Source organism: Amycolatopsis sp. 2-15 (assembly GCF_030285625.1).
Classification (GTDB): Bacteria; Actinomycetota; Actinomycetes; order Mycobacteriales; family Pseudonocardiaceae; genus Amycolatopsis; species Amycolatopsis carbonis.
Genome location: NZ_CP127294.1, coordinates 2,737,563 through 2,758,146 on the forward strand (window position 1 = coordinate 2,737,563; position 20,584 = coordinate 2,758,146).

The window sequence follows — 20,584 nt, forward strand, 5'->3', positions numbered from 1 at the left end:
TGTCTAGATTTAGCGCTGTCCTGTGTGGCCGGACGAGCGAGGTAAACATCGGGCACGCGGTGGCGGTGGACCGGGATCAGGACTCTCGCGGAGAAAGGCTGACGCATGGACGGGGATCCGACCAGAGCCGTGACGGTGACGCCGGAGCCGGAGGGGGTGCGGCGGGTGAACGGCCACGCCGTGGTGAAGGACCCGCCACTGGTGGTGCGGATCGATCGGGTGCTCGCCGTGATCGTCGCCGTGCACTGTGCCGGCGTGGTGGCCCGCGCGGTGGTGCACCCGAGCGTGGCGTCCGTCGGCGTGGCCGCGGGGATCGTGGCGCTGTCGGTGGTCGGGGTCTGGCGGCACTTCCGCACGCGTGGGCGCCTGGGCGCGGTGTTGCTGGGCGTCACGATGGCCGGGTCGTTCGTGTGCGGAGCGTGGTTGCCGGCGGGGGTTGTCACAAATGGGGTGCTGTCCGTCGTCGAAGTGTTGGGCGCCGTGTTCGCGGTGGCCGTCCTGCGTAGGCGAGTGAGGATCACATGAGCTCACTGACCAGTCCGACCAAGTCCGACCCGGGCGCGCTCAAGGCCGCCGGCACGGCCGCGAAGGCGGTCGACGACCGCTACCACGTGGCCAAGGGCCTGCGGCACCAGATGAACAAGGTGTTCCCGACACACTGGTCGTTCCTGCTCGGCGAGATCGGCCTGTACGCGTTCATCGTGCTGCTGCTCAGCGGCGTCTACCTGACCCTGTTCTTCGACCCGTCCATGGAGACGGTCACCTACCACGGCAGCTTCACCAACATGCAGGGCCTGGAGATGTCGCGGGCGTTCGCCAGCACCCTCGACATCTCGATGGAAGTCCGCGGTGGGCTGTTCGTGCGGCAGGTGCACCACTGGGCCGCACTGATCTTCATCGCCGCGATGACCGTGCACATGTGCCGCGTGTTCTTCACGGGCGCGTTTCGCCGGCCGCGCGAAGCGACGTGGCTGATCGGCGCGACGCTGCTCATCCTCGGCATGTTCGAAGGCTTCTTCGGCTACTCGCTGCCCGACGACCTGTTGTCCGGCACCGGCATCCGCGCGACGCTGTCCGGCATCATCCTGTCGATCCCCGTGATCGGCACGTGGATCCACTGGGCCGTGTTCGGCAGCGAGTTCCCGGGCAACCAGATCATCCCGCGGCTCTACACGGTCCACATCCTGATCATCCCGGGCATCATGCTGGCGTTGATCGCCGCACACCTCGCGATCGTCTGGTACCAGAAACACACACAGTTTCCCGGGGTGAAGCGTAAGGAAACGAACGTCGTCGGCATTCGCATCTTCCCGGCGTTCGCGCTGAAAGCGGGGGCGTTCTTCACGATCGTCACCGGCGTGATCGCGCTGCTGGCCGGGTTGTTCCAGATCAACGCCATCTGGAACATCGGCCCGTACAACCCGTCGCAAGTCTCCGCCGGCTCGCAACCCGACTGGTACCTCGCCTGGGCCGACGGCCTCCTGCGCATCTGGCCCGCCTGGGAAGTCTACCTCGGGAACTACACGATCCCGGCAGTGTTCTTCCCCGGCGCGATCGGGATGCCGCTGCTGTTCACGCTGCTGCTTTCCTACCCGTGGATCGAACGCCGGCTGTCGAAGGACACGGCGCATCACAACATCCTGCAACGCCCGCGCGACGCGCCCGTGCGCACGTCACTCGGCATGATGGCGCTGGGCTTTTTCCTCGTGATCGAGCTGTCCGGCTTCAACGACATCATCGCCGACCAGTTCGACATCTCCCTCAACGCCACCACCTGGGCCGGCCGCATCGGCGTGCTGATCGTGCCGCCGCTGGCGTACTTCATCACCTACCGCATCTGCCTGGGCCTGCAACGCGCCGACCGCGAAGTTCTCGAACACGGCATCGAGACGGGCATCATCACGCGCGCACCCTCGGGCGGCTACCTGGAGATCCACCAGCCCCTCGGCCCCGTGGACGGCCACGGCCACCCCACCCCCCTCACCTACCAGGGCGCGACGGTCCCCAAGAAGATGAACAAACTCGGCGCCGCCGGCCACGGCGTCCCCGGCTCGCTCCTGACGCCGGACCCGCCGGAGGAAACCACCGCGGTCGCCCACGTACGTGCGGGCAAGCACAACCACTGATCGCAGTCGCGCAACCCGGTGTGAAGTATCGATCACCGAAAGTTCGCCGGGTTTCCCTGCCGACAAGGGAAACCCGGCGGTGAGCTCGGCCCGCAGTTCCTCGTCGGCCAAGCCATTCAGCCTGTTCAGCCGATGGTTTCAACGCGGTGCAAAACCACGCCCGGTCGCGATGTCGAGTACCTCGACCAGGTGATCCGAGCGCTGCACCGCGAGCCACAGCAGGGTAGTGGCGCACTACCGGCCCGGCGAACTCGACGACCGTGCGCACGTCCCGCGGCGACCGCGCCCGGACGGTGGCGCCCTCGCGCGTCAGCATCGCCGGCTGGTCGCCGAACGTGGTGTGGCCCGCGCCGTCGGTTTGATGTGAAAGGGCTGCGAATCGGGTTGGTGCTCCACGGAGTTCGACCGGTCGAGCGTGTTCCAGCCGGGAAAACGGGGAACCGCAGCCGTGTGCCGCTGACCCCGGCAACCGCCGGCTGTCCTCCTCGGACGGCGCCGCCACCTCGACCACCGCCCCGTTCACCGCGACCCGCACGACCCCGCCTTCGCCCCGGCCAGGACGGACACGCTCGCTCTCACCGGCTTCCCCCGCACATCGCCCGGGGACGATCCCCCGAAACTCCCCACCCTCGCGGCGCGCCAACCCAACCTCGTCGCCCCACGCTCGCCCACGCACCATCCAATGTGGACTCCACCACCCCAACGACGATACTCGCCACTTGGACACACAGTCCCCAGTAGACAGTCGCCTATAAACCCAAGCTCCCCACCAGCCACACCCACCACTGCAACCCAACCACCCTGGGGGTCCGGGGGCTCGCCCCCGGCGGGGGTCTGGGGGCTCGGCCCCCAGAACTAAGACACACGATCCCAGCCCGCGCTCTCCGCGGGCACAGACCGCCCGATCGTGTGTGCCCCCGGCAGGATTCGAACCTGCGACACCCGCTTTTGTGGATCATGCTTGGCGATGTTGGGTGTTGGTGATCGATATGAGTCACTGCCAGGGATGTTCGCAAAAGCAATCGAACGTCATCGAGTGGAATCGGCGGTCATTGGCCGTCGTTTGGCGAGGGTAAAGCGTGGGCAGGTGCACCGAGCTACGACCGGGGCCCGTTGGACAGGGACACGACGTGTGCGGCAACGACGACTGATAGGGGTGCCGTGAAACGATGGCGTGCGTTGGCACATCTGAGGGCCTTGGAGGGCGACACGCATGACCGATCGACTGAGCAGGGGGCTGAGGCTCGTTCGTCTAGCATTGTTCGCTTTGCTGGCGGCATGCGGGGTCTTCTTGACGGTCGGCCCTCTGCGTGCGAGGGCCTGGTCGTGGGTTACACGGCCTCGAACCGCGGACTGGTGGGGAGCTGCAGGTCAATGGGCGGGTGCCGTGGGCACGATCGCCGCGGTAATTGTAGCACTGTGGATCGCTATTGGAGACAATAGACGACTCCAAGAAGACCGGCGCGAGAAAGCGATAAAAGACCGTCAGGAGCAAGCATCGAGAGTTACGACTTGGATTGAATCGGCTAAAGAGTCTGACAAATTCCTGGATGGCTCTCCCGTAAGTCTCTACATGGTATTATCGAATGCAAATTCCGAGGCAATAAGTAGTGTTATCGTCTCTTTCGATATATTCAAAGTTTTACCCACATTGACGCCTTACATTTATCGAGGCGAAGATATTGGGCGAGACGAATTTCTGTATGCGATACTACCTCCCGGAAAGTGGCGCATGCCCGTACATGAAGGCTGGCAAGGGATGAGTGCGCAACCGGGAGTGATGGTCGCATTTAGTGATTCACGAAACTGCCACTGGATTCGAATGACCGACGGCACGCTAACTGAATACTCCGAAAATGTGATCCAGCGTCGAAAAATTTACTTTCCGCAAGGCATAAGCACGCCAGTTCCATATTGAGTTGATGCCTCGAATAGTTCCAATCCGCACATTTGGAAGGTCCCCTAAAAACCGTTTTTCTGACCGGTCGCCCGCTGCTCTTTTTCCCTGCGGTCCACATTCGGGTCAGCATGCGGCAATTTCTGCGTGTCTTTACCCCTACAAGTGGGTGGCCTCTTCGCCATCTCGTCGACCTGGCGCAGCCCGATCACGTCGGGTCAAGGGGGCACCTCCCGGCGGTCCGCAGCATGCCGGCCGAACTGCCCCCTTGACGCGGCGTGATAGCCCTCCGGGAGGTCGGCGGGATGGCGGCAGGTCACTCACCGACGCAACGTGCGCGCGGTCCTGGCCATCTCGGAGACCTGCCCGTCCGGCGAGGACATTCTCTTCTTCTTGGACGCGGCCTCAGGTGCAGCCGCCGGGCCGGGTGCGTGGGTGCCGGAGGCGGGGCCCCGCGCGCCCGGCCCGACAGCGGCGCGGCCCCGCAGGGGCCGCCTTGAACAAGAAAAGAAGCTTTGAACACGCGGTCCGCGCCGTCACCGGGCTCAGGACGTTTCGATGAGCCAGTCGGTATAGCCAGCGTTGACGAGCCGTTCGTAGGCTGTGGTCACCTGGTCCGGCACGTCTTGCTCGACTGCACATCAGGCTTGGGCGTAGACCGTGATCCGCTGGGTGTCGCCGACGAGCCGCTTTAGGAGAGCGCAGCCACTGGACGACCGCAGGGCGGGCTGACCAGCGGGAACGTCGCGTTCGGGGCGTCCTCGGCTGCCATTTCGGGGCGTCCTCGGGGTGGCCACGCCGGAGATAGGGCGGTCCAGACCGACATTTGCGACCTTCGCGCAGCGAGCGGCGCCACCGACGGGCATCCTTTCGCCGTGATCGACTTGCCGCCGGACGGACCTCGTCTGCACGGCACGACAGGAGCCGTGATGACCTATCAGCCGCCTCCAGCCGGCCCCGTGCCCGCCATACGCGACATCCCAGCCCGGCGGATCTGGAGAGGTCAGGACGCAAGTGCGCAGCCCGCGGCAGCGGGTGGCCGGATGGGTGGCTGCGGTGGTGCTCATGGCCGGCACGGCGTTCGTGCTGGCCTGGGCGCTCACGTGGGTCGTGGGGATCGTGCACGACTGGTGGCCTACCGTCCCGACCATGCCCTACGGCGTCGCCGCACAGATCTGCCTGGCCGTCCTCGTCGGCGTGGTCATGTCGTCATTCCTGGCCTCGGTCGCGAAGTGGGCGCTCAGCAAGTCCCGCAAGACGTTCCTCACCCGAGGGCGGCCGGCGGCTACGCACGGACTTATCAGCTGCTTGACCCACGAGTAGGTAGAACCTGATCGACCTGGCCACCCTGCTCATCTGGCTTTAAGGACAGGACCTAGGAGTGGGGGTCGTCGACCTTGAGCTGGGCTCCGGGGTCGGCGACGAAGGCGACCAGGAGCTTAGCCGGTTCCGTGGAGCTGGTGTTCTCCGTGAGGACGTGGTGGGCGCCGGGCTGCTCGATCCAGTTCTGGCCTTGGTGGAAGGTGGTGACGGGTTGGCCTTCGAGTTGGCTGCGAACGGTGCCGTCGAGAACGTAGGCGTAGACGAACGCGTCGCCGTGCCGGTGCGACGCCGCACGTGCGCCGGGTGGGAAAGTGACGATCACCGAGGTGAAGGTCTTGCCTTGCACATTCGGAAGGGCCTGCTGCAGCAGCGGGGTCAGGGTTTCCGTGGGTGGCTGCGACGCCGTGGCGGGCGTCGGAGCCGTGGCAGCGGGCTGGGTGGTGGCGGGGGCGGGCTGGTCCGAGGCGGCGCAGGCCGTGGCCACAGCCAGCGTGGCGACGGCCAGCACGCCGCCGGCGATCCTCATTCCGATCATGAGAGGTCTCCTGTTCAGCTTTCAGTGACGCGGATGATCGTCTTGCCGGGGGTGCGCTTGCCGGGGGCGAGCGCGGCGGGTGCTTCGGCGAGTGGCCGTACGGCGCCGATAACCGGCTTGAGCCGTCCGTCGCTCAGCCGCGTGGCGAGATCGGCGAGCCGGGCGCGGTCGGGTTCGACGACGAAGAAGACGGCTCGTCCGTCCGCGGGCCGGACGGTGGGCGGCATGGCGATGGTGACGAGCGTGCCACCGGCGCGCACCAGGGCGGCCGAGCGGTCGAGGATGTCTCCACCGATCACGTCGAACACGACGTCGACCTCGCCGACGTCCTCCAGCTTCTCGGTCTCGAGGTCGACAAAGGTTTCGACGCCGAGCGCGACCGCCCGGTCCCGGTCGGAGCCCCGGCCGGTACCGATAACGCGGGCGCCGACTTCGCGGGCGAGCTGTACCGCGATCGACCCCACGCCGCCCGCAGCGCCGTGGACCAAGACGGTCTCGCCGGTGGCCAGGCGGCCGTGATCGAACAGGCCCTGCCAGGCGGTCAGTCCGGAGATCGGCAGCGCGGCCGCCACGGTGTGGTCAACGTCCGCAGGCAGCGGTGCGAGATTGCGGGCCTCCACCGCGGTGTATTCCGCGAGCGAGCCGTCGCGGAACCAGTCGGCCATGCCGAACACCCGTTGGCCGACACTCAGGCCGGTGGTGCCGAAGCCCAGTTCGACGACGACACCCGACAGCTCGTGGCCGGGCACGCTCGGCGTCCTGTCGCGGCCCGCGCGATCGGCCCACGTGGCCGACCAGTCGAGTTCCCCGCGGGTGAAACCCGCGGCGTGCACCCGGACGAGAACGTCGTTCTGAACCGCTTGGGGAACGGGCAGGTCCGTCAGTGACAGCCCTGCGATACCGGCGTCTCGGTCTCGAACAGTGATGGCTTGCATGACAGTCCTAACTGGGAGGGGATCGATCGAGCGCACCTGCCCGCGAGCATTCCCTCATCGCCGCGTTGTGCGTTCTCCGTCAGGGAGACGAGGTAGCCCCGCCGGGGGTGACAGCCCGACGTGAATGAGTTTGTCCGGGTCGAAAACCCTGTGGTGCGCGGTGTGTTCCGTCCGTCTGAGCTCTGCACCGTGTCGACCGACTATACGCGGCCCTGGCGAGGGAACACGAGAGCGAGCTCTCCGCCGACCTCGACCAAGCCGAGGTGGTCGGACGCCCGCACAGAGCTGATCGACCCGACCGCGCGGTGCGGCGTGGGCGGGGGTCCGCAACCGCTCCGCCAGGCAACACCGGCCGCCGGTCGCCACACGGCACCGACGTCGATGGCGCCAAATGGTCGTTCACGCTGAAGCAAGGAGGTCGCGGGCCGGACGACTCCTGTGAAACGCTGAACCCATGTTGCCGCAAGCTCCCACCGCCGGTGCCGCCCTGGGCGTGGCCACCCGATTCTTCTCGCCCACGCTGCTCAACCACTCCATCCGCTGCTACCTGTGGGGCGCGATGTACGGTGCGGCGCACGAGATCGCCTTCGACGACGAGCTGTTCTACGTTTCGGCGCTGCTGCACGACATCGGGCTGACGGAGGCGTTCGACAACCACTGGCGGCCGTTCGAGGAGGCCGGCGGAAACTTGGCCTGGGTCTTCGGCGTGGCCGCCGGCTGGCCGGCCGAGCAGGCCGACCGCGCCGCCGAGATCATCGTGCTGCACATGGGCGACGACGTATCCCGCGACGCCGACCCCGAGGCTCACCTGCTGCAGATCGCCACCAGCTTCGAGGTGACCGGGCGGTGGGCCGAGGAGTTCCCGCCGGACGCGAGGACGGAGGTGCTCGCCCGATATCCCCGACTGGGATTCAGCGCGGAGCTCCTCGCCGAGTTCGAGGACCAGGCGAGGCGCAAGCCCAGCAGCGCCTGCGCCACCTCGATCGGCAAGAACCTCGCCGAGCGGATGACCGGCCACCCGCTCGACAACCAGTCTTCGGCCTGAACCCGCACGGTCGCGCGAGGATGCCTGAACGGCAGGTCCTCCCGCTCCACCACCGGCGCCCAATCGACCACATGTTCGATCGTAAAGGTTCGCGACTTGGCTGAAAACACCGGTGACCAGTCCCCGAGGCGAGGTCGACCTAAACGCCCAGTCACGCCGTCACGTCCTGCCGTGAGGCGAGCAACGACGTCACGGTGCGAGGTTCGGCGGTCGTTCGGCCCCGGGATCGTCGACGACGTGTACGGCGGTCGACTCCGGGGCGCACAGCCACGGAACGAATTCAAGGTCCTCCCACAAGCCTGAGCATGCGGGTACCAGGCGCGCCAGCGGCTCAGACTCAGGCAAAGGTCGCAACGACCACGTGTCACTCGTCCCCTGACGCTGGCACACCACCAAGCGGACTGGTCTGCCATTCGCAGATCTGTGGATAACCGGCCTTCCATCCCGCTGGCCAGCCTCGATGCCACCCACCCCGACCATCACTGCCGTGACGCTCGCTCGCGAGGCCGGCCAGACCCCTAGGATCGAGAGCTATGGCTGACGACGAACGGGCCCAGCAGGTCACTGCCGACGACTTGGTGTCGTCCGCGGCGCTTCTTGCCGAACGAATGGTCGCTCCACTCGGTCAGCGTTGGAGTCACGTGCAGGCCGTTGCCAAACGAGCCGAGAACCTTGCCCGGGCGGTTGCTGCGGAAGATCGCCAGACCTTGGTGGCTTCGGGGTGGTTGTACGATATCGGGTATTCGCACGAGATCAAACACACTGGGTTCCACCCATTGGATGGCGCCCGTTTCTTGCGGCAGATGGGGTGGCCAGACGACATCGTGAACCTGGTGGCACACCACTCCGGAGCCAGGTTCGAAGCAGAACAGCGCGGTCTGACTGAAGACCTGAAAGAGTTCCCTTTTGCGGACAGCGACCTTCTTGACGCCTTGGTTGCGGCTGACTTGACAACGGGACCGCAGGGACAGTCGTTGACGTACGACGAGCGTATTGAAGAAATTCTACAACGATATCCCGAAGATGACCCCGTGCATAAAACTTGGAAGTTTGCTGCGCCAATTCTTGAAGAGTCGATCCTTCGCGTGCAATCCAGGCTAGCCGAGGTAGGGTGATGTTCGACTCTCATCCAGCGCGTGGTCTATGCGCAAGCGCATGGATGGGTGAATGTTGAGGCTGTCGAGTTCGCTGGGTTCCACCCATCGAACTTCTTTTGTTTCCGTACCGTCTTCATGGGGAATTCCGCCGACCCAGCGCCCCTCGAAGCAAAGCGAGAACTGCTGACGCCTTCACCGTCGTCGTAGGCGATCACGTGTCGCGGGTCAGTGTACGTGCCAATAAGGCGGACGACCTCCACGTCTAGCCCGGTCTCCTCGTGCACCTCCCTCACGGCCGTGTTCGCAATCCGCTCGCCTGCGTCGTGTCCGCCACCTGGGAGCGCCCAGAGATTGTTGTCAATCTTATGAATCAGGAGAAGGCGCCTGTCCTGGTCTCGAATCGCCACCGTTACCGACGGTACAACACTGTTTGCCTGAGGGGCTGTAGGGTCGTCGAAATAGTCAATGCGCGACACTGATGCACTATCCTTACGCGTCGGTTTCCGGGTTTGCGTTCTTCCAGACTAGCTCGAACGAATTCATGTAGTGCCCCCACATTTGTCCGTCAGGGGTCCTTCGAAGATGCAAGACGGGGCTCTGTCCCGCGAGTGCGCCGTGGGCATGGCCGTTGGCAAGTAATTCGTCATCGAAACGATAGATCGAGTTGTACAAAATCGTTGAGTGCGTTCGCACTTCCACGCCCGGGAGACCGACAATGTCGGCAAGATAGCGGCGCATCAGTTGGATCCGCCCCTCAAGTCCACCTGGCGTTCCTTCGTCAATCGCGCGCTGCTTGACAGTTTCAGATGTCTCATCGCCCACCAGAATCCGGAACACGACGCCTTCCTCCGCCTTCTTGCGAATGAGGGGGATCAGGTCGTACTGCTCTACGAGGAAAGCGCCCGAGAAGACCAGCACGTCCATGCTCCGGCTAACTCCGGTCAGCAGCGTTTCCGGTGGCCGCGTTCCCGGCCTGGCTGCGCGAGTTCACCGAGGCTGTCGCCCACACGATCCAGGCGCCGATCGACCTGGCCGGAAGCCTCGCGCTGGCCACGTTGTCCACCGCGGCCGGCGGGCGGGTAATGGTGCGAGTGCGCCCGTCCTGGTCTGAGCAGACCACGATCTACACCGTGGTGATCATGGAGCCGTCGGCACGCAAGTCGCCGGTCTTCACGGCCATGACCGAACCGATCCGCGCTCTGGAGGCGGCTCTGCGAGAGGAGGCCAAGCACAGCATCGAGACCGCGCGGATGCAGCAGCAGATGGCCGCCAGCGCCCGGGAGAACGCGCAGAAGAAGGCCGCGACCATGCTCGGGGAAGGCGCGGACACACGAGCGCAGGAGGAGGCGATCGCGGACGCGGTCGATGCCGCGCTGGAAGCGGAGGCGATCGGGATTCCGCACCCGCCGCAGCTGATCGCCGACGACGTCACCCCTCCGAAGGTGGCCACGATGCTCGCGCAGCAGAACGGTCGCCTGTCGGTGCTCTCGGACGAAGGCACGGTGTTCGAGATCGTGGCCGGCCGCTACTCGGGCAACGTCCAGGCCGAGGTGTTCCTCAAGCGCTACAGCGGCACCGAGTTGCGGGTGGACCGCGGGGACCGCTCCGAGTACGTGCCCCGCCCTGCGCTCACCCTCGGGGTGACCATCCAGCCCGCCGTCATCGAGGACTTGCCGAAGAAGCTGCGGGGCAACGGGTTCTTCGCCCGGATCCTGTTCTCCCAACCCGTCCCCATGTCCGGGCACCGCATCATCCGACCCGGCCCGATCCCGCAGGAGGCCGCCGACACCTACCACCGCAACATGCTCACCATCGCCCGCGAGCTGCACGGCTTCGACGACCCGATCACCCTCACGTTCTCGCCAGAGGCCGACGACCTCATGGCCGACATCGAGCGGGAGATCGAACCCAAGCTCGACCCGCTCACCGGCTCCCTCGCCAACATCGCCGACTGGTCCGGGAAACTCGCCGGCCAGACCGCCCGAATCGCCGCGCTGCTGCACCTGGCCGAACACCCGCTCAACGCGTGGAACAACCCGACCATCGAACGCGACACCCTCGCCAACGCCTGGGAAATCGCGAAGTACTACACCACCCACGCTCAGGCCACCCTGGCCAAGATCGGGGCCCCGCCCTCCGTCGCCGTCGCCCAAAGGTGCTGGACAAGATCACCGCCCGCAGCTGGCCACACGGCCACCGATTCCAGGCCCGCCAGATCTACAACGCCGTCCGCAGCGAAGCCGTACCCACCATGAAGGAACTACAACCCGGCCTCGACTTGCTCGAAGACCTCGGACACATCGCCGCCGAACCCGCCCCCGAGCTGGCGCGCCGGGGCCGTCGCCCCAGCCCCTACTACTGGCTCCACCCCTGCCATCGGAACTGAACGAGAACCCCCGGTGCACCGCCATCCGGCAAGGCCGGGCGACGGTGCCCCGCACAATACGCACATTACGCAGAAACCCGTGGGGAGCATCCTTCGCGCAGGTCACCGCCCTGCAACCAGGCCGGGGCCGACCCACGCAGAAATCCCGCACAAAGACCCTCAGCACGCACAAATACCCGAGCACTCCCGCAGCAACGGATTACCTACCGTGACAGTGGGCGCCACGAGTGAACCTCCGAGGGTGCCCGCTAGCCATTTGTGCGGGCAACCGGGATTTCTGCGGGCATTCTGCGTGATCAACACGCCGGGCCTCACCGCCCCGGTGACCAGCAAGAACGCCCGCAAGAACGATTCTGCGTTTTCTGCGCATTGTGCGGGACACCGCCCACCAGCCACCACCGAGACATCACTGAACGTAACCAAGCCCGCAGGTGCCACGGTCTGTCGCCAACGCCATCTGTTCGCCGCGCCACGCCAGTGACCGCGGTCGCTTCGTGGCCCGCCGCCTGGCATCGGCGTCGGGACGCCCTCACTTCTGGAGATCGACTCCGCCATGGCATTTCCCAACGTGCGCCATCAGCTGGCCGCACAGCGATTCAGTCTGCCCACAACCATCCCTGAAACCGGAGGTGCGCTTTGAGTCAGACGATTCAGCCCAAGTGGCACACAGTATCCGAAGTCGCGCTCATGCTCGGTTACGGACTCTCGAAGACCAAGCAGCTCGTTGCCACCGGCCAGATCAGGTCCATTAAGGACGGCGGGAACCGTCGGATTCTGCCTGCCTGGGTTGACGAGTACATCAATCGACTCGTGGAGGAAGCAGCCTGACATGGCGAGCAAAGGACGCGCCAACGGCGAGGGTTCGATTTACCCGTTCCGCAATGGGTTCGCCGCGTATGTGTGGGTCTCCACTCCCGCCGGTGAAAGGAAGCGCAAGTACGTCTATGGCCCGTCGCGCGAAGTGGTCCACGAGAAGTGGCTCAAGCTTCACCAGGCGGCGAAGAACGGCCCAGTGGCAACGTCAGTGCCGCGCTTGCGTGAGTACATGAGCTACTGGCTGACCGAGGTGATCAAACCGAACCGCGCGCCCCTCACATACGTCAACTACGAGCTGTTCACCCGGCTCTACATCGAGCCGGCGTTGGGCAACCTGCGGTTGGACAAGCTCGGTGTGCGCGACGTCCAGAAGTGGATCAACGCCATTCCGGGAATCTGTCAGTGTTGCGCGCAGGGCAAGGACGCGCGGCGAGACGAGAACCGCCGCCGGTGCTGTGCGTTGAGCGCCCGCCTGTGTTGCAAGGACGCGCCGTCATCCCGGACCGTCTCCGACATCCGCGCATGCCTGCGCGCGGCACTGAACCACGCGATACGTGAGGAGTTGATCGGCCGGAACGTCGCGGAGCTGGTGACTCTCCCGACGGTCCGCAAGCGCAAACGAACGGCGTGGACGAGTGAGGAGGCCCGGAAGTTTCTCGAGTCGGCCCGGGACGCCCGGGACGCGATGTACGCGGGCTACGTGCTGGCCGTCGTCCTGGGCCTGCGCAAGGGTGAGATCCTGGGTCTCACGTGGGGTGCGCTCGACTTCGACAACGGCGAGCTGGCCGTCAGCCACCAGCTCCAGCGGGCCAGCGGTGAGCTGCTGCACCGCGAGACGAAGACGGCCGCTTCGGACGACACCATGCCGCTGCCAGCCATCGTCGTTGCGGCCCTGGAGAAGCGCCGGCGAGACCAGCTCACCGATCGGAAGGAGGCTGAGCTGGCCTGGCACCCGAACGATCTGGTGTTCACCACGAAGTACGGGCTGCCGATCGACCCCCGGAACTTCAACCGGTCCTGGGACAACCGGGTCACGCGCTCCGGGGTCCGGAAGATCACCGTTCACGATGGCCGGCGGTCCTGCGGCACGCTGCTGGTCGACCTGGACGTGCACCCCCGGGTGGATCATGCGCATCCTGCGGCACGCACAGTTCTCGATGACGATGGAGATCTACTCACAAGCGTCTTCGAAGAAGACGCGGGACGCGCTCAAGCGTCTTGGCGAAAGCCTCGACGAGTAGCGCCACTGCTGTACTTTGCTGCTATCAGGGCAACGACAAGGGCCGTCCACTCTACTGTGGACGGCCCTTGACCTGCGGTGGAGCTGAGGGGAATCGAACCCCTGACCTTCTCGATGCGAACGAGACGCGCTACCAACTGCGCTACAGCCCCTTGTTCAGTGCTCGTAGAGCGTATCAGCCGCCCCAAGAGCACCGAACGTCGGGGGTCACTCCCCGACTGCCCGACGGTACGGGCTGGTCCCCGGCTCGTCGAGCTCCTCGAAGGCCGGGTCTTCGTCGTCCAGGTCGACCACGACGGCCTGGCGGCGGATGCGCGACATGGGTGACGGTTTGCGTTCCACGATCTCGCGGGGCGACGGGGAGACGACCTCGACGTCGTCGTCCTCCTCCGAAGCAACCGGAGCAACCGGAGCCGCAGCGGCAGGACGCTCGGTGCGGCGCGGCGCCGGAAGCGGCTCCCGAGCTTCTCGAGAGTCCCGGCCTTCCCGCGAATACCGCGCCATGCGGCGCTGCCGGATGTCGTCTTCGATGCGGACCTGGCGGCGCAGGTACGCGAGGTAGCCGACCAGGATCACGTCGACCACGGCGTTGCCCCACCACACCACGGACATCACGAAGCCCGCGAAGGCGGCCGACGCGACGGCGAGGATCAGCAGGATCACGACGATCCGCTGGCGGAACGCGTACTTCGCCCGCGCGGCGATCTCCGCCGCCTCCGGGTCGAAGCCGCCGCGGCCCGGGCGGTAGCCGGACGACCGCGAGCGCGACGGCTCGTCGCGCACGTCGGCGGCCGGCTGGGGCAGCGGCTCGGGTTCCGGTTCTTCCTCTTCGAGGTCGGCGTCGAGCTCCGCCTCTAGTTCGGCGAGGTCGTCCTCCACCGAAGGTTTCGCACTTTCGGACACGGCGAACTCCTCCTGTCCTTCATTGCGAGCTCCCCCGCTGCGCACGACGCGCGCTGCGAGCGCGGACGACGGCGTCCGTGCGACCTGCTGGCGCTTGCGAGCCACCATGGGCACGAGAACGACGAGCCATGCCGCGGCGAGCGCGACGATGATCACCGAGCTGGGCATCTCCCGTCACCTCCCCCGATCCTCTGCTGTAGTCACGCTAGCCACAACAGTCACACACGAGACGCAGACTCGCCGGGTTCGATCACGAAATTGCCTCACCGGATTAGGTGAATCTCACAGTATGTGGTAACGCGTGATCGGAACCGGACCCGTAGTCACCATCAGAGCAGGTCGGCGCGGCCCAGGGCCACGAGCCGGGAGACGAGGCCGTCGCCGATCTCCTCTTTCGTCACGGCGAAGCAGAGGTGGTCGCGCCAGGCGCCGGCGACGTCGAGGTAGCGCTCGAAGAGGCCCTCCTGCCGGTAGCCGGCCTTGGTGAGGACGCGGATGCTCGCGTTGTTCTCCGGACGCACGGTCGCCTCGAGCCGGTGCAGGCCGGACGCTTCGAAGGCGTGATCCGTCACGAGGGCCACGGCCGCGGTGGCGACCCCTCCGCGCACGATGTCCGACGACACCCAGTACCCGATCCAGGCCGATCGCAGCGAGGCGCGGATGACGTTACCCACCGTGATCTGGCCCGCAAACTTTCCGTCGACCGTGATCGTGAACGGCAGGCACTGCCCGCGCCGCGCGAGGCCGCGCAGGGCCGCCCACTGCGAGGGCCACGACCAGAACGCGTTGCGGTCGGGCCACGGACCGATCCCCGTCGGCTCCCACTGCTCGAGGTGGTCGCGGTCGCGCAGGCGGATGCGGCTCCACTCGCCGGCGTCGCGCAGCCGCACCGGCCGCACGCTGACGACCCCGGCCGCCACGCGCAGTCCGCCCAGCTTCGCGGGCCAGCCCGGGTGGCGGCTTTCGACCGGGTACGAGTACGAGCCCACTAGGCCCGCTGCGCGAGGAACGTGACCTTCACCTGCTCGCCCGCGGCCACCTCGGTGAGGTCCTCGTCCACGGTGATCAGGCAGTTCGCCTCCGCCAGCGACGCCAGCAGGTGCGCACCCGACGTGCCGAGCGGCTGCACGAGGTACTCGCCGTTGGCCTCGTCGCGCAGCAGCTGGCCGCGCAGGTAGCCGCGCCGGCCCTTCGTCGACGTGATGGGCGACAGCAGCCGCGCGCCGACGATGCGCCGGTGCGGGTTGCGTGTGCCGCGCGCGGCGCGGATCAGCGGCCGGACCAGGACCTCGAACACCACCAGGGCGCTCATCGGGTTGCCGGGGATGAGGAACGTCGGCACGGAGTCCGGGCCGAGCCGCCCGAAGCCCTGCACCGAGCCCGGGTGCATCCCCACGCGCGTCATGTCGATGTGGCCGAGATCGGACAACGCGGCGTGCACCTCGTCGCCGGAAGCGCCGCCGGCACCGCCCGCGACCACCACGATCTCCGACATCAGCAGCCGGCCCTCGACGATCTCGCGCAGCCGCTTCGGGTCGCTCGGCACGATGCCGACGCGGCTCACCTCGGCTCCGGCGTCACGCGCGGCCGCGGCCAGCGCGTAGGAGTTGACGTCGTAGACCTGTCCAACAGACGGCGTGCGGTCGACGTCCACGAGCTCGTCGCCCACGGACACGATCGACACGCGCGGACGCGGGTAGACCAGCACCTTCGCGCGCCCGACGGCGGCGAGCAGGCCGACCTGCGCGGACCCGATGGTGTCACCCTTGCGCACGGCGACGTCGCCGATCTGCACGTCTTCGCCCGCACGGCGCACGTACGCAGCCGAAGGCACAGACTTGTGCACGGTGAGCTTGGCCTGGTGCCCGTCGGTGTACGCGGTGGGCACGACGGCGTCGGCGAGCGTCGGCAGCGGCGCGCCGGTGTCCACGCGCACCGCCTGCCCGGGCTGCAGCCGCCGCGGCTGGCGGGAGCCGGCCTGGATCTCGCCGACCACCGGCAGCTGCACCGGTTCCTCGCCGGCGGCGCGGACGTCGACGCTGCGCACCGCGTAACCGTCCACGGCGGCCTGGTCGAAGCCGGGCAGGGCGTGCTCGGCGACCACCTCCTCCGCGCACAGCAGGCCCTGCGCCTCGGAAATCGCCACGCGGACCGGCCGCGGCCGGACGGCGGCGTCCAGCGTCAGCGCGATCTGCGCGTCGACAGAGCGCAGCTCCGCCTCCGCGGGTTCGGGGGCCTCTTCGGCCGGGGCAGCGTCGAGAGAGTCCGTCATGGGCGTTCGGTCCCGATCCGTTCGGTCAGCCACGTCCGTAACGATGGCCCGTATTCGGGCGTTTCAAGCGCGAAATCGACGGCGGCGCGCAGGAAACCACCCGGATTCCCCAGGTCGTGTCGTCCGCCGCGGTGCACGACCACGTGAACGGGGTGGCCTTCCTTGATCAGCAGCGCCACGGCGTCGGTCAGCTGGAGCTCGCCGCCGGAGCCCGGCTCGATCCGGCGCAGCGCGTCGAAGATCGCCCGGTCGAGCAGGTAACGCCCGGCCGCCGCGTAGGTCGACGGCGCGTCTTCCGGCCGCGGCTTCTCGACCATGCCGTGAACCTGCTTCACGTCCGGGTCGTCGGTGTCGGAGACGTCGAACACGCCGTAGGGCGAGATCTGCTCCTTGGGGATGTCGAACGCGCAGAGCACGCTGCCGCCGTGCTGAGCGCGCACGGCCGACATGCGGTCGAGCACGCCAGTGGGCAGCACGAGATCGTCGGGCAGCAGCACGGCGACGGCTTCGTCCTCGTCGGTCAGGTTCGGCTCGGCCTGCGCGACGGCGTGGCCCAGCCCCAGGGCCTGCTCCTGGATGGCGACCTCGACCTCGAGCAGCCCCGGCCCGCGGCGCACCTTCTCGAGCAGCTCGGTCTTGCCCTTGGCCTCGAGCGTTTTCTCCAGCTCGGGCTGGGCCTCGAAGTACTTGACCACGGCATCCTTGCCGGGCGAGGTCACGATCACCAGGCGTTTCGCCCCCGCGGCGGCGGCTTCGCTCGCGACGAGTTCGATCCCCGGTGTGTCGACCACGGGCAGCAGCTCTTTCGGCACCGCCTTGGTGGTCGGCAGGAACCGGGTCCCGAGTCCGGCCGCAGGCACGATGGCTGTTCTGAACGTCTGGGAGGTTGAGGCGCCCGTCATGGGCGCAAAGCCTAACGTGGTCGCATGCGGGTACCGGGCAATGAGCACCTGAGCAAGGCGGAGTGGCGTGCACGAGTTCTTCAGGCGCGCGCCTCAGTAAGCCCTGCGGAGCACGCGGCGGAGGCCGAGGCGCTGGCTTCGGCGGCCGTGTCGGTGGCGGCGGAGACCGTGTGCGCGTACGTGCCGTTCGACACCGAGCCCGGGTCCGTTTCGCTGCTCAACGCCCTGGTCAAGGCCGGTTCGCGCGTGTTGCTGCCGGTGATCCCGGACGTCGTCGGGCCGTTGGATTGGGCCGTCTACACCGACGAGTCGACGCTCGTGCCCGGCCGGCTGCGCGGCATCCTCGAGCCCTCGGGGCCGAGGTTGGGGGTCGACGCCGTGTCGGAGGCCGACGTGGTGCTCGTGCCCGCGCTCGCCGTGGACCGCCGCGGGGTGCGGCTCGGACGTGGCGCTGGTCACTATGACCGTTCGCTCACTTCGGGCCGTGCGGACCGGTTCGCGGTGGTCCGGGCCGAGGAGCTGGTGGATTCGCTCCCAGGTGAGGCCCACGACGTCCCGATGAGCGGGGCATTGACCCCCGCCGGTCTGGTCCGGTTGCCGTCTCCCGCAGTGATGTGAGCCAGGGGGAATTGCGCACGGGGAATGCTGTCCAGCACAATTGGGTTGGCACTCTTGTCTCACGAGTGCCAGTTGCATGAAGGAGCTCCAGTGCCCACGTACCAGTACGCCTGCAAGGAATGTGACCACCGCTTCGAGGCGGTGCAGTCCTTTTCCGACGCCAGCCTGACCGTCTGCCCCCAGTGCTCCGGTCCGCTGCGCAAGGTCTTCAGCTCGGTCGGCGTGGTCTTCAAGGGCAGCGGGTTCTACCGCACCGACTCACGCGACGCGTCGAAGTCCTCGACCACAGCCGCCACGCCGGCGAAGTCCGAGACCAAGACGGAGACGAAGAGCGAGTCGAAGTCGGACTCTTCATCGTCCTCCTCCACCACGACGAAAACGGCTTCGACCGCTTCCTGACCCCCAGTTGTCCACAAGGGGGTAGTTGTCCACAGGTCGCGGAAGTTCCTCTTCCCGCTGGTCACCACCGTCCCTAACGTCGGTTTCGTGCGGCATCGCGCCGCACGGGAACCGACGAGGGGACGACCGTGGACACCCTGCTCAGCCGCCTGACCGATCTGCACGTGCTGCGCGGCAGGCGCGCCCGGCTGCTTCGCCGGTTCCTGGCCGCGGCTCTGCTGCTGGCCGGCTTGCTCGTCCTTCTGCACCCCGCCTCGGCGCGTGGTGCACCTTCCACAGCCACCGTGGTGGCCGCGCGGGATCTGCCCGCGGGCTCCGTGCTGCGTGCCGCCGATCTCCGCCTGGCCGACCTTCCCGACGACGTCCGGCCGGCCGGCGCGCTCGGCGACGTCGGCGCGGCCGTGGGCCGGCTGCTGTCCGGTGCCGCCCGAGCGGGTGAGCCACTGACTGACGTCCGCCTGCTGGGAACGACTCTCCCTGCCACGGGAGAATCCGGCACGGTCACGGTCGCCGTCCGGCTCGCCGACGCGGGCGTCGCGGAGCTGCTGCGGCCGGGTCAGCACGTCGGCGTCGTGGCGGCTCCGGATGCCACGCACACCGCCGCTGAGCTGGTGAAGGACGCCACGGTGGTCACCGTCCACCGACCCGACGGCGGGGGTCAGGGGGTGATCGCGCCCGACAAAGGCCCGTTGGTGCTCCTCGCGCTGCCCGTGAACGTTGCCACCGAGGTCGCTGCGACGTCGCTGGAACGACCGGTTACGGTTACTCTCCGCTAACCCGTCCCCGTTCCGATGGGCGACGGCACCCCCGTCTGAACCTCTCGAGGAGTGGCACATGCTGAAGGGCTTCAAAGACTTCCTGATGCGCGGCAACGTCGTGGAGCTCGCGGTCGCGGTCGTGATCGGCGCCGCGTTCACCGCGATCGTCACGGCGTTCACCACCGGCCTGATCAAGCCGCTGATCAACGCGATCGGCGGCAGCGACGCCGCGCAGGGCCTCGGCTTCTACATTTTCGCCGAGAACAAGGGGACGTTCCTGGACTTCGGCTCCGTGATCAACGCGGCGATCAACTTCGTGATCGTGGCCGCGATCGTGTACTTCCTGTTCGTGCTGCCGGTGAAGCACCTGCAGGAGCGCCGCAAGCGCGGTCAGGAGCCGGGTCCGTCGGAGCCCACCGACGTCGAGCTGCTCAAGGAGATCCGTGACCTGCTGCGTGAGCAGGTCACCAAGTCGGACGTCTGAGGGTCAGCGGTCGTGGTGCGGTGGCCGGTTCTCCAGGTACCAGGAGTCCGGAGTGTCCCCGCTCAGACCTCGCTCGTCCGAGGTGGTCTCGGGCAGCACGTCACCGAAGATCTCGTCGACCCGGCGGCGCTCGGCCGCGGTGTCGGAGGGGCGGGGTTCTTCACGTGGCATGACCCCATCGTCCCACCCGCTGTTTGACAACTGCAGAGAGACGCGAATCGCCTGGCCCTCGTGGTGGCGGGCCAGGCGCGGCGGCCGGGGTTCAGACCTCGTCGAGGCCGGAGAGTTCGTCGATCACGTGCGGCACGAGCGACGACAGGGTGGCCATGCCGTCGCGCACCGCGGCGCGCGAGCCGGCGAGGTTGACCACCAGCGTGCTGCCCGAGACGCCGGCCAGGCCCCGGGAGATGCCGGCGTCGACCGCGCCCGCGGCGAGGCCCGACGCGCGCAGCGCCTCGCCGATGCCCGGGATCGGCCGGTCGAGCACGCCGGCCGTGGCGTCGGGCGTGCGGTCACGCGGCGACACACCGGTGCCGCCGACGGTGATCACGAGGTCGGCACCGCCGATCACCGCGGTGTTGAGCGCGTTGCGGATGCCGGCGGTCTCGGCCTCGACCACCACGACTCCGTCGACGATGAAACCGGCCTCTTCGAGCAGCTCGTTGACGAGCGGTCCGGTGGTGTCCTCGTGCTCCCCGTGGGCGACCCGGTCGTCCACGATCACCACGAGTGCCCGGCCCAGCCGCTGTGCGCTCCGTTCCATGCCGACACCGTATCCGGTGACGGCACCCGCCCGCCGCCGTGGGCGGGTGATTCCTGACGATTCGGTGACGTGGTCCGGTTGGGGC

Annotated in this window: 22 protein-coding genes, 1 tRNA gene and 1 pseudogene; 13 read left to right on the forward strand and 11 right to left on the reverse strand. The window is 67.3% G+C overall.

Annotated elements, in window-relative coordinates; genetic code table 11:
- Positions 1 to 105 precede the first annotated feature (105 nt).
- From QRX50_RS13365 to QRX50_RS13380, 4 genes are all read left to right on the forward strand, one after another.
- Entirely contained in the window at positions 106 to 525 is a 420-nt protein-coding gene (locus QRX50_RS13365) for a hypothetical protein (RefSeq protein WP_285972259.1), read from the forward strand.
- Positions 522 to 2,126, forward strand: coding sequence for a cytochrome bc1 complex cytochrome b subunit (gene qcrB, locus QRX50_RS13370; protein WP_285972260.1), 1,605 nt, complete (start codon positions 522 to 524; stop codon positions 2,124 to 2,126). Before QRX50_RS13365 ends, qcrB begins: the two co-directional genes overlap by 4 nt.
- Before the next feature lie 1,387 nt (positions 2,127 to 3,513).
- Complete coding sequence (locus QRX50_RS13375) at positions 3,514 to 4,044, forward strand: hypothetical protein (RefSeq protein WP_285972261.1); 531 nt, start codon at positions 3,514 to 3,516, stop codon at positions 4,042 to 4,044.
- A 1,026-nt stretch (positions 4,045 to 5,070) separates the two neighbouring features.
- Entirely contained in the window at positions 5,071 to 5,346 is a 276-nt protein-coding gene (locus QRX50_RS13380) for a hypothetical protein (protein ID WP_285972262.1), read from the forward strand.
- 52 nt (positions 5,347 to 5,398) lie between these two features.
- On the opposite strand, the gene QRX50_RS13385 is transcribed toward QRX50_RS13380, so the two are convergent.
- Both QRX50_RS13385 and QRX50_RS13390 read right to left on the reverse strand, forming a co-directional pair.
- The gene (locus QRX50_RS13385; RefSeq protein ID WP_285972263.1) at positions 5,399 to 5,881 is read right to left on the reverse strand and encodes a cupin domain-containing protein; all 483 of its coding nucleotides are present in this window, start codon (positions 5,879 to 5,881) and stop codon (positions 5,399 to 5,401) included.
- Positions 5,882 to 5,895: 14 nt separating this feature from the next.
- Positions 5,896 to 6,816: an NADP-dependent oxidoreductase gene (locus QRX50_RS13390; protein ID WP_285974445.1), complete on the reverse strand. Its 921-nt coding sequence runs from the start codon at positions 6,814 to 6,816 to the stop codon at positions 5,896 to 5,898.
- Between the two features lie 454 nt (positions 6,817 to 7,270).
- On the opposite strand from QRX50_RS13390, the gene QRX50_RS13395 reads away from it, so the two are divergent.
- Both QRX50_RS13395 and QRX50_RS13400 read left to right on the forward strand, forming a co-directional pair.
- Positions 7,271 to 7,861 (forward strand): HD domain-containing protein, encoded by a 591-nt coding sequence (locus QRX50_RS13395; protein WP_285972264.1) that lies wholly within the window; start codon positions 7,271 to 7,273, stop codon positions 7,859 to 7,861.
- A gap of 533 nt (positions 7,862 to 8,394) precedes the next feature.
- Positions 8,395 to 8,976, forward strand: a complete 582-nt coding sequence (locus QRX50_RS13400; protein WP_285972265.1) for an HDIG domain-containing metalloprotein — start codon at positions 8,395 to 8,397, stop codon at positions 8,974 to 8,976.
- On the opposite strand, the pseudogene QRX50_RS13405 reads toward QRX50_RS13400, so the two are convergent.
- Positions 8,959 to 9,434 (reverse strand): annotated as a pseudogene (locus QRX50_RS13405) (NUDIX domain-containing protein). The gene QRX50_RS13400 and the pseudogene QRX50_RS13405 sit on opposite strands and share 18 nt — an antisense overlap.
- Positions 9,435 to 9,447: 13 nt before the next feature.
- The gene (locus QRX50_RS13410) at positions 9,448 to 9,882 is read right to left on the reverse strand and encodes an XRE family transcriptional regulator (RefSeq protein WP_285972266.1); all 435 of its coding nucleotides are present in this window, start codon (positions 9,880 to 9,882) and stop codon (positions 9,448 to 9,450) included.
- 32 nt (positions 9,883 to 9,914) lie between these two features.
- On the opposite strand from QRX50_RS13410, the gene QRX50_RS13415 reads away from it, so the two are divergent.
- The 3 genes from QRX50_RS13415 (at position 9,915) to QRX50_RS13425 (ending at position 13,472) form a co-directional block, all read left to right on the forward strand.
- Positions 9,915 to 11,213, forward strand: coding sequence for a YfjI family protein (locus tag QRX50_RS13415; protein ID WP_285972267.1), 1,299 nt, complete (start codon positions 9,915 to 9,917; stop codon positions 11,211 to 11,213).
- 818 nt (positions 11,214 to 12,031) lie between these two features.
- Positions 12,032 to 12,172, forward strand: coding sequence for a DNA-binding protein (locus QRX50_RS13420; RefSeq protein WP_285974446.1), 141 nt, complete (start codon positions 12,032 to 12,034; stop codon positions 12,170 to 12,172).
- Position 12,173: 1 nt separating this feature from the next.
- Positions 12,174 to 13,472 carry a site-specific integrase gene (locus QRX50_RS13425; protein ID WP_285972268.1) on the forward strand — a complete coding sequence of 433 codons (1,299 nt, stop codon included), beginning with the start codon at positions 12,174 to 12,176 and terminating at the stop codon, positions 13,470 to 13,472.
- A gap of 7 nt (positions 13,473 to 13,479) precedes the next feature.
- On the opposite strand, the gene QRX50_RS13430 is transcribed toward QRX50_RS13425, so the two are convergent.
- From QRX50_RS13430 to QRX50_RS13450, 5 genes are all read right to left on the reverse strand, one after another.
- Positions 13,480 to 13,552: transfer RNA gene (locus QRX50_RS13430), tRNA-Ala, on the reverse strand.
- Between the two features lie 55 nt (positions 13,553 to 13,607).
- Positions 13,608 to 14,471, reverse strand: a complete 864-nt coding sequence (gene sepX / locus QRX50_RS13435) for a divisome protein SepX/GlpR (RefSeq protein WP_285972269.1) — start codon at positions 14,469 to 14,471, stop codon at positions 13,608 to 13,610.
- A gap of 161 nt (positions 14,472 to 14,632) precedes the next feature.
- On the reverse strand, positions 14,633 to 15,292 hold the full coding sequence (locus QRX50_RS13440; protein WP_220244402.1) for a GNAT family N-acetyltransferase: 660 nt from the start codon (positions 15,290 to 15,292) through the stop codon (positions 14,633 to 14,635).
- Positions 15,292 to 16,575 (reverse strand): molybdotransferase-like divisome protein Glp, encoded by a 1,284-nt coding sequence (glp, locus tag QRX50_RS13445; protein ID WP_285972270.1) that lies wholly within the window; start codon positions 16,573 to 16,575, stop codon positions 15,292 to 15,294. Before glp ends, QRX50_RS13440 begins: the two co-directional genes overlap by 1 nt.
- Positions 16,572 to 17,477: a UTP--glucose-1-phosphate uridylyltransferase gene (locus QRX50_RS13450; RefSeq protein WP_285972271.1), complete on the reverse strand. Its 906-nt coding sequence runs from the start codon at positions 17,475 to 17,477 to the stop codon at positions 16,572 to 16,574. Before QRX50_RS13450 ends, glp begins: the two co-directional genes overlap by 4 nt.
- A 24-nt stretch (positions 17,478 to 17,501) precedes the next feature.
- On the opposite strand from QRX50_RS13450, the gene QRX50_RS13455 reads away from it, so the two are divergent.
- From QRX50_RS13455 to mscL, 4 genes are all read left to right on the forward strand, one after another.
- Positions 17,502 to 18,095, forward strand: coding sequence for a 5-formyltetrahydrofolate cyclo-ligase (locus QRX50_RS13455; protein WP_285972272.1), 594 nt, complete (start codon positions 17,502 to 17,504; stop codon positions 18,093 to 18,095).
- A gap of 90 nt (positions 18,096 to 18,185) precedes the next feature.
- The gene (locus QRX50_RS13460; protein ID WP_285972273.1) at positions 18,186 to 18,494 is read left to right on the forward strand and encodes an FmdB family zinc ribbon protein; all 309 of its coding nucleotides are present in this window, start codon (positions 18,186 to 18,188) and stop codon (positions 18,492 to 18,494) included.
- A gap of 128 nt (positions 18,495 to 18,622) precedes the next feature.
- Complete coding sequence (locus QRX50_RS13465; RefSeq protein ID WP_285972274.1) at positions 18,623 to 19,270, forward strand: SAF domain-containing protein; 648 nt, start codon at positions 18,623 to 18,625, stop codon at positions 19,268 to 19,270.
- A 58-nt stretch (positions 19,271 to 19,328) separates the two neighbouring features.
- Complete coding sequence (mscL, locus tag QRX50_RS13470; protein ID WP_285972275.1) at positions 19,329 to 19,736, forward strand: large-conductance mechanosensitive channel protein MscL; 408 nt, start codon at positions 19,329 to 19,331, stop codon at positions 19,734 to 19,736.
- A gap of 3 nt (positions 19,737 to 19,739) precedes the next feature.
- Here the strand turns inward: mscL and QRX50_RS13475 are convergent, their stop codons facing one another.
- Both QRX50_RS13475 and QRX50_RS13480 read right to left on the reverse strand, forming a co-directional pair.
- Positions 19,740 to 19,907: a hypothetical protein gene (locus QRX50_RS13475; RefSeq protein ID WP_285972276.1), complete on the reverse strand. Its 168-nt coding sequence runs from the start codon at positions 19,905 to 19,907 to the stop codon at positions 19,740 to 19,742.
- 91 nt (positions 19,908 to 19,998) lie between these two features.
- Entirely contained in the window at positions 19,999 to 20,499 is a 501-nt protein-coding gene (locus tag QRX50_RS13480; RefSeq protein WP_285972277.1) for a MogA/MoaB family molybdenum cofactor biosynthesis protein, read from the reverse strand.
- Positions 20,500 to 20,584: the final 85 nt, after the last annotated feature.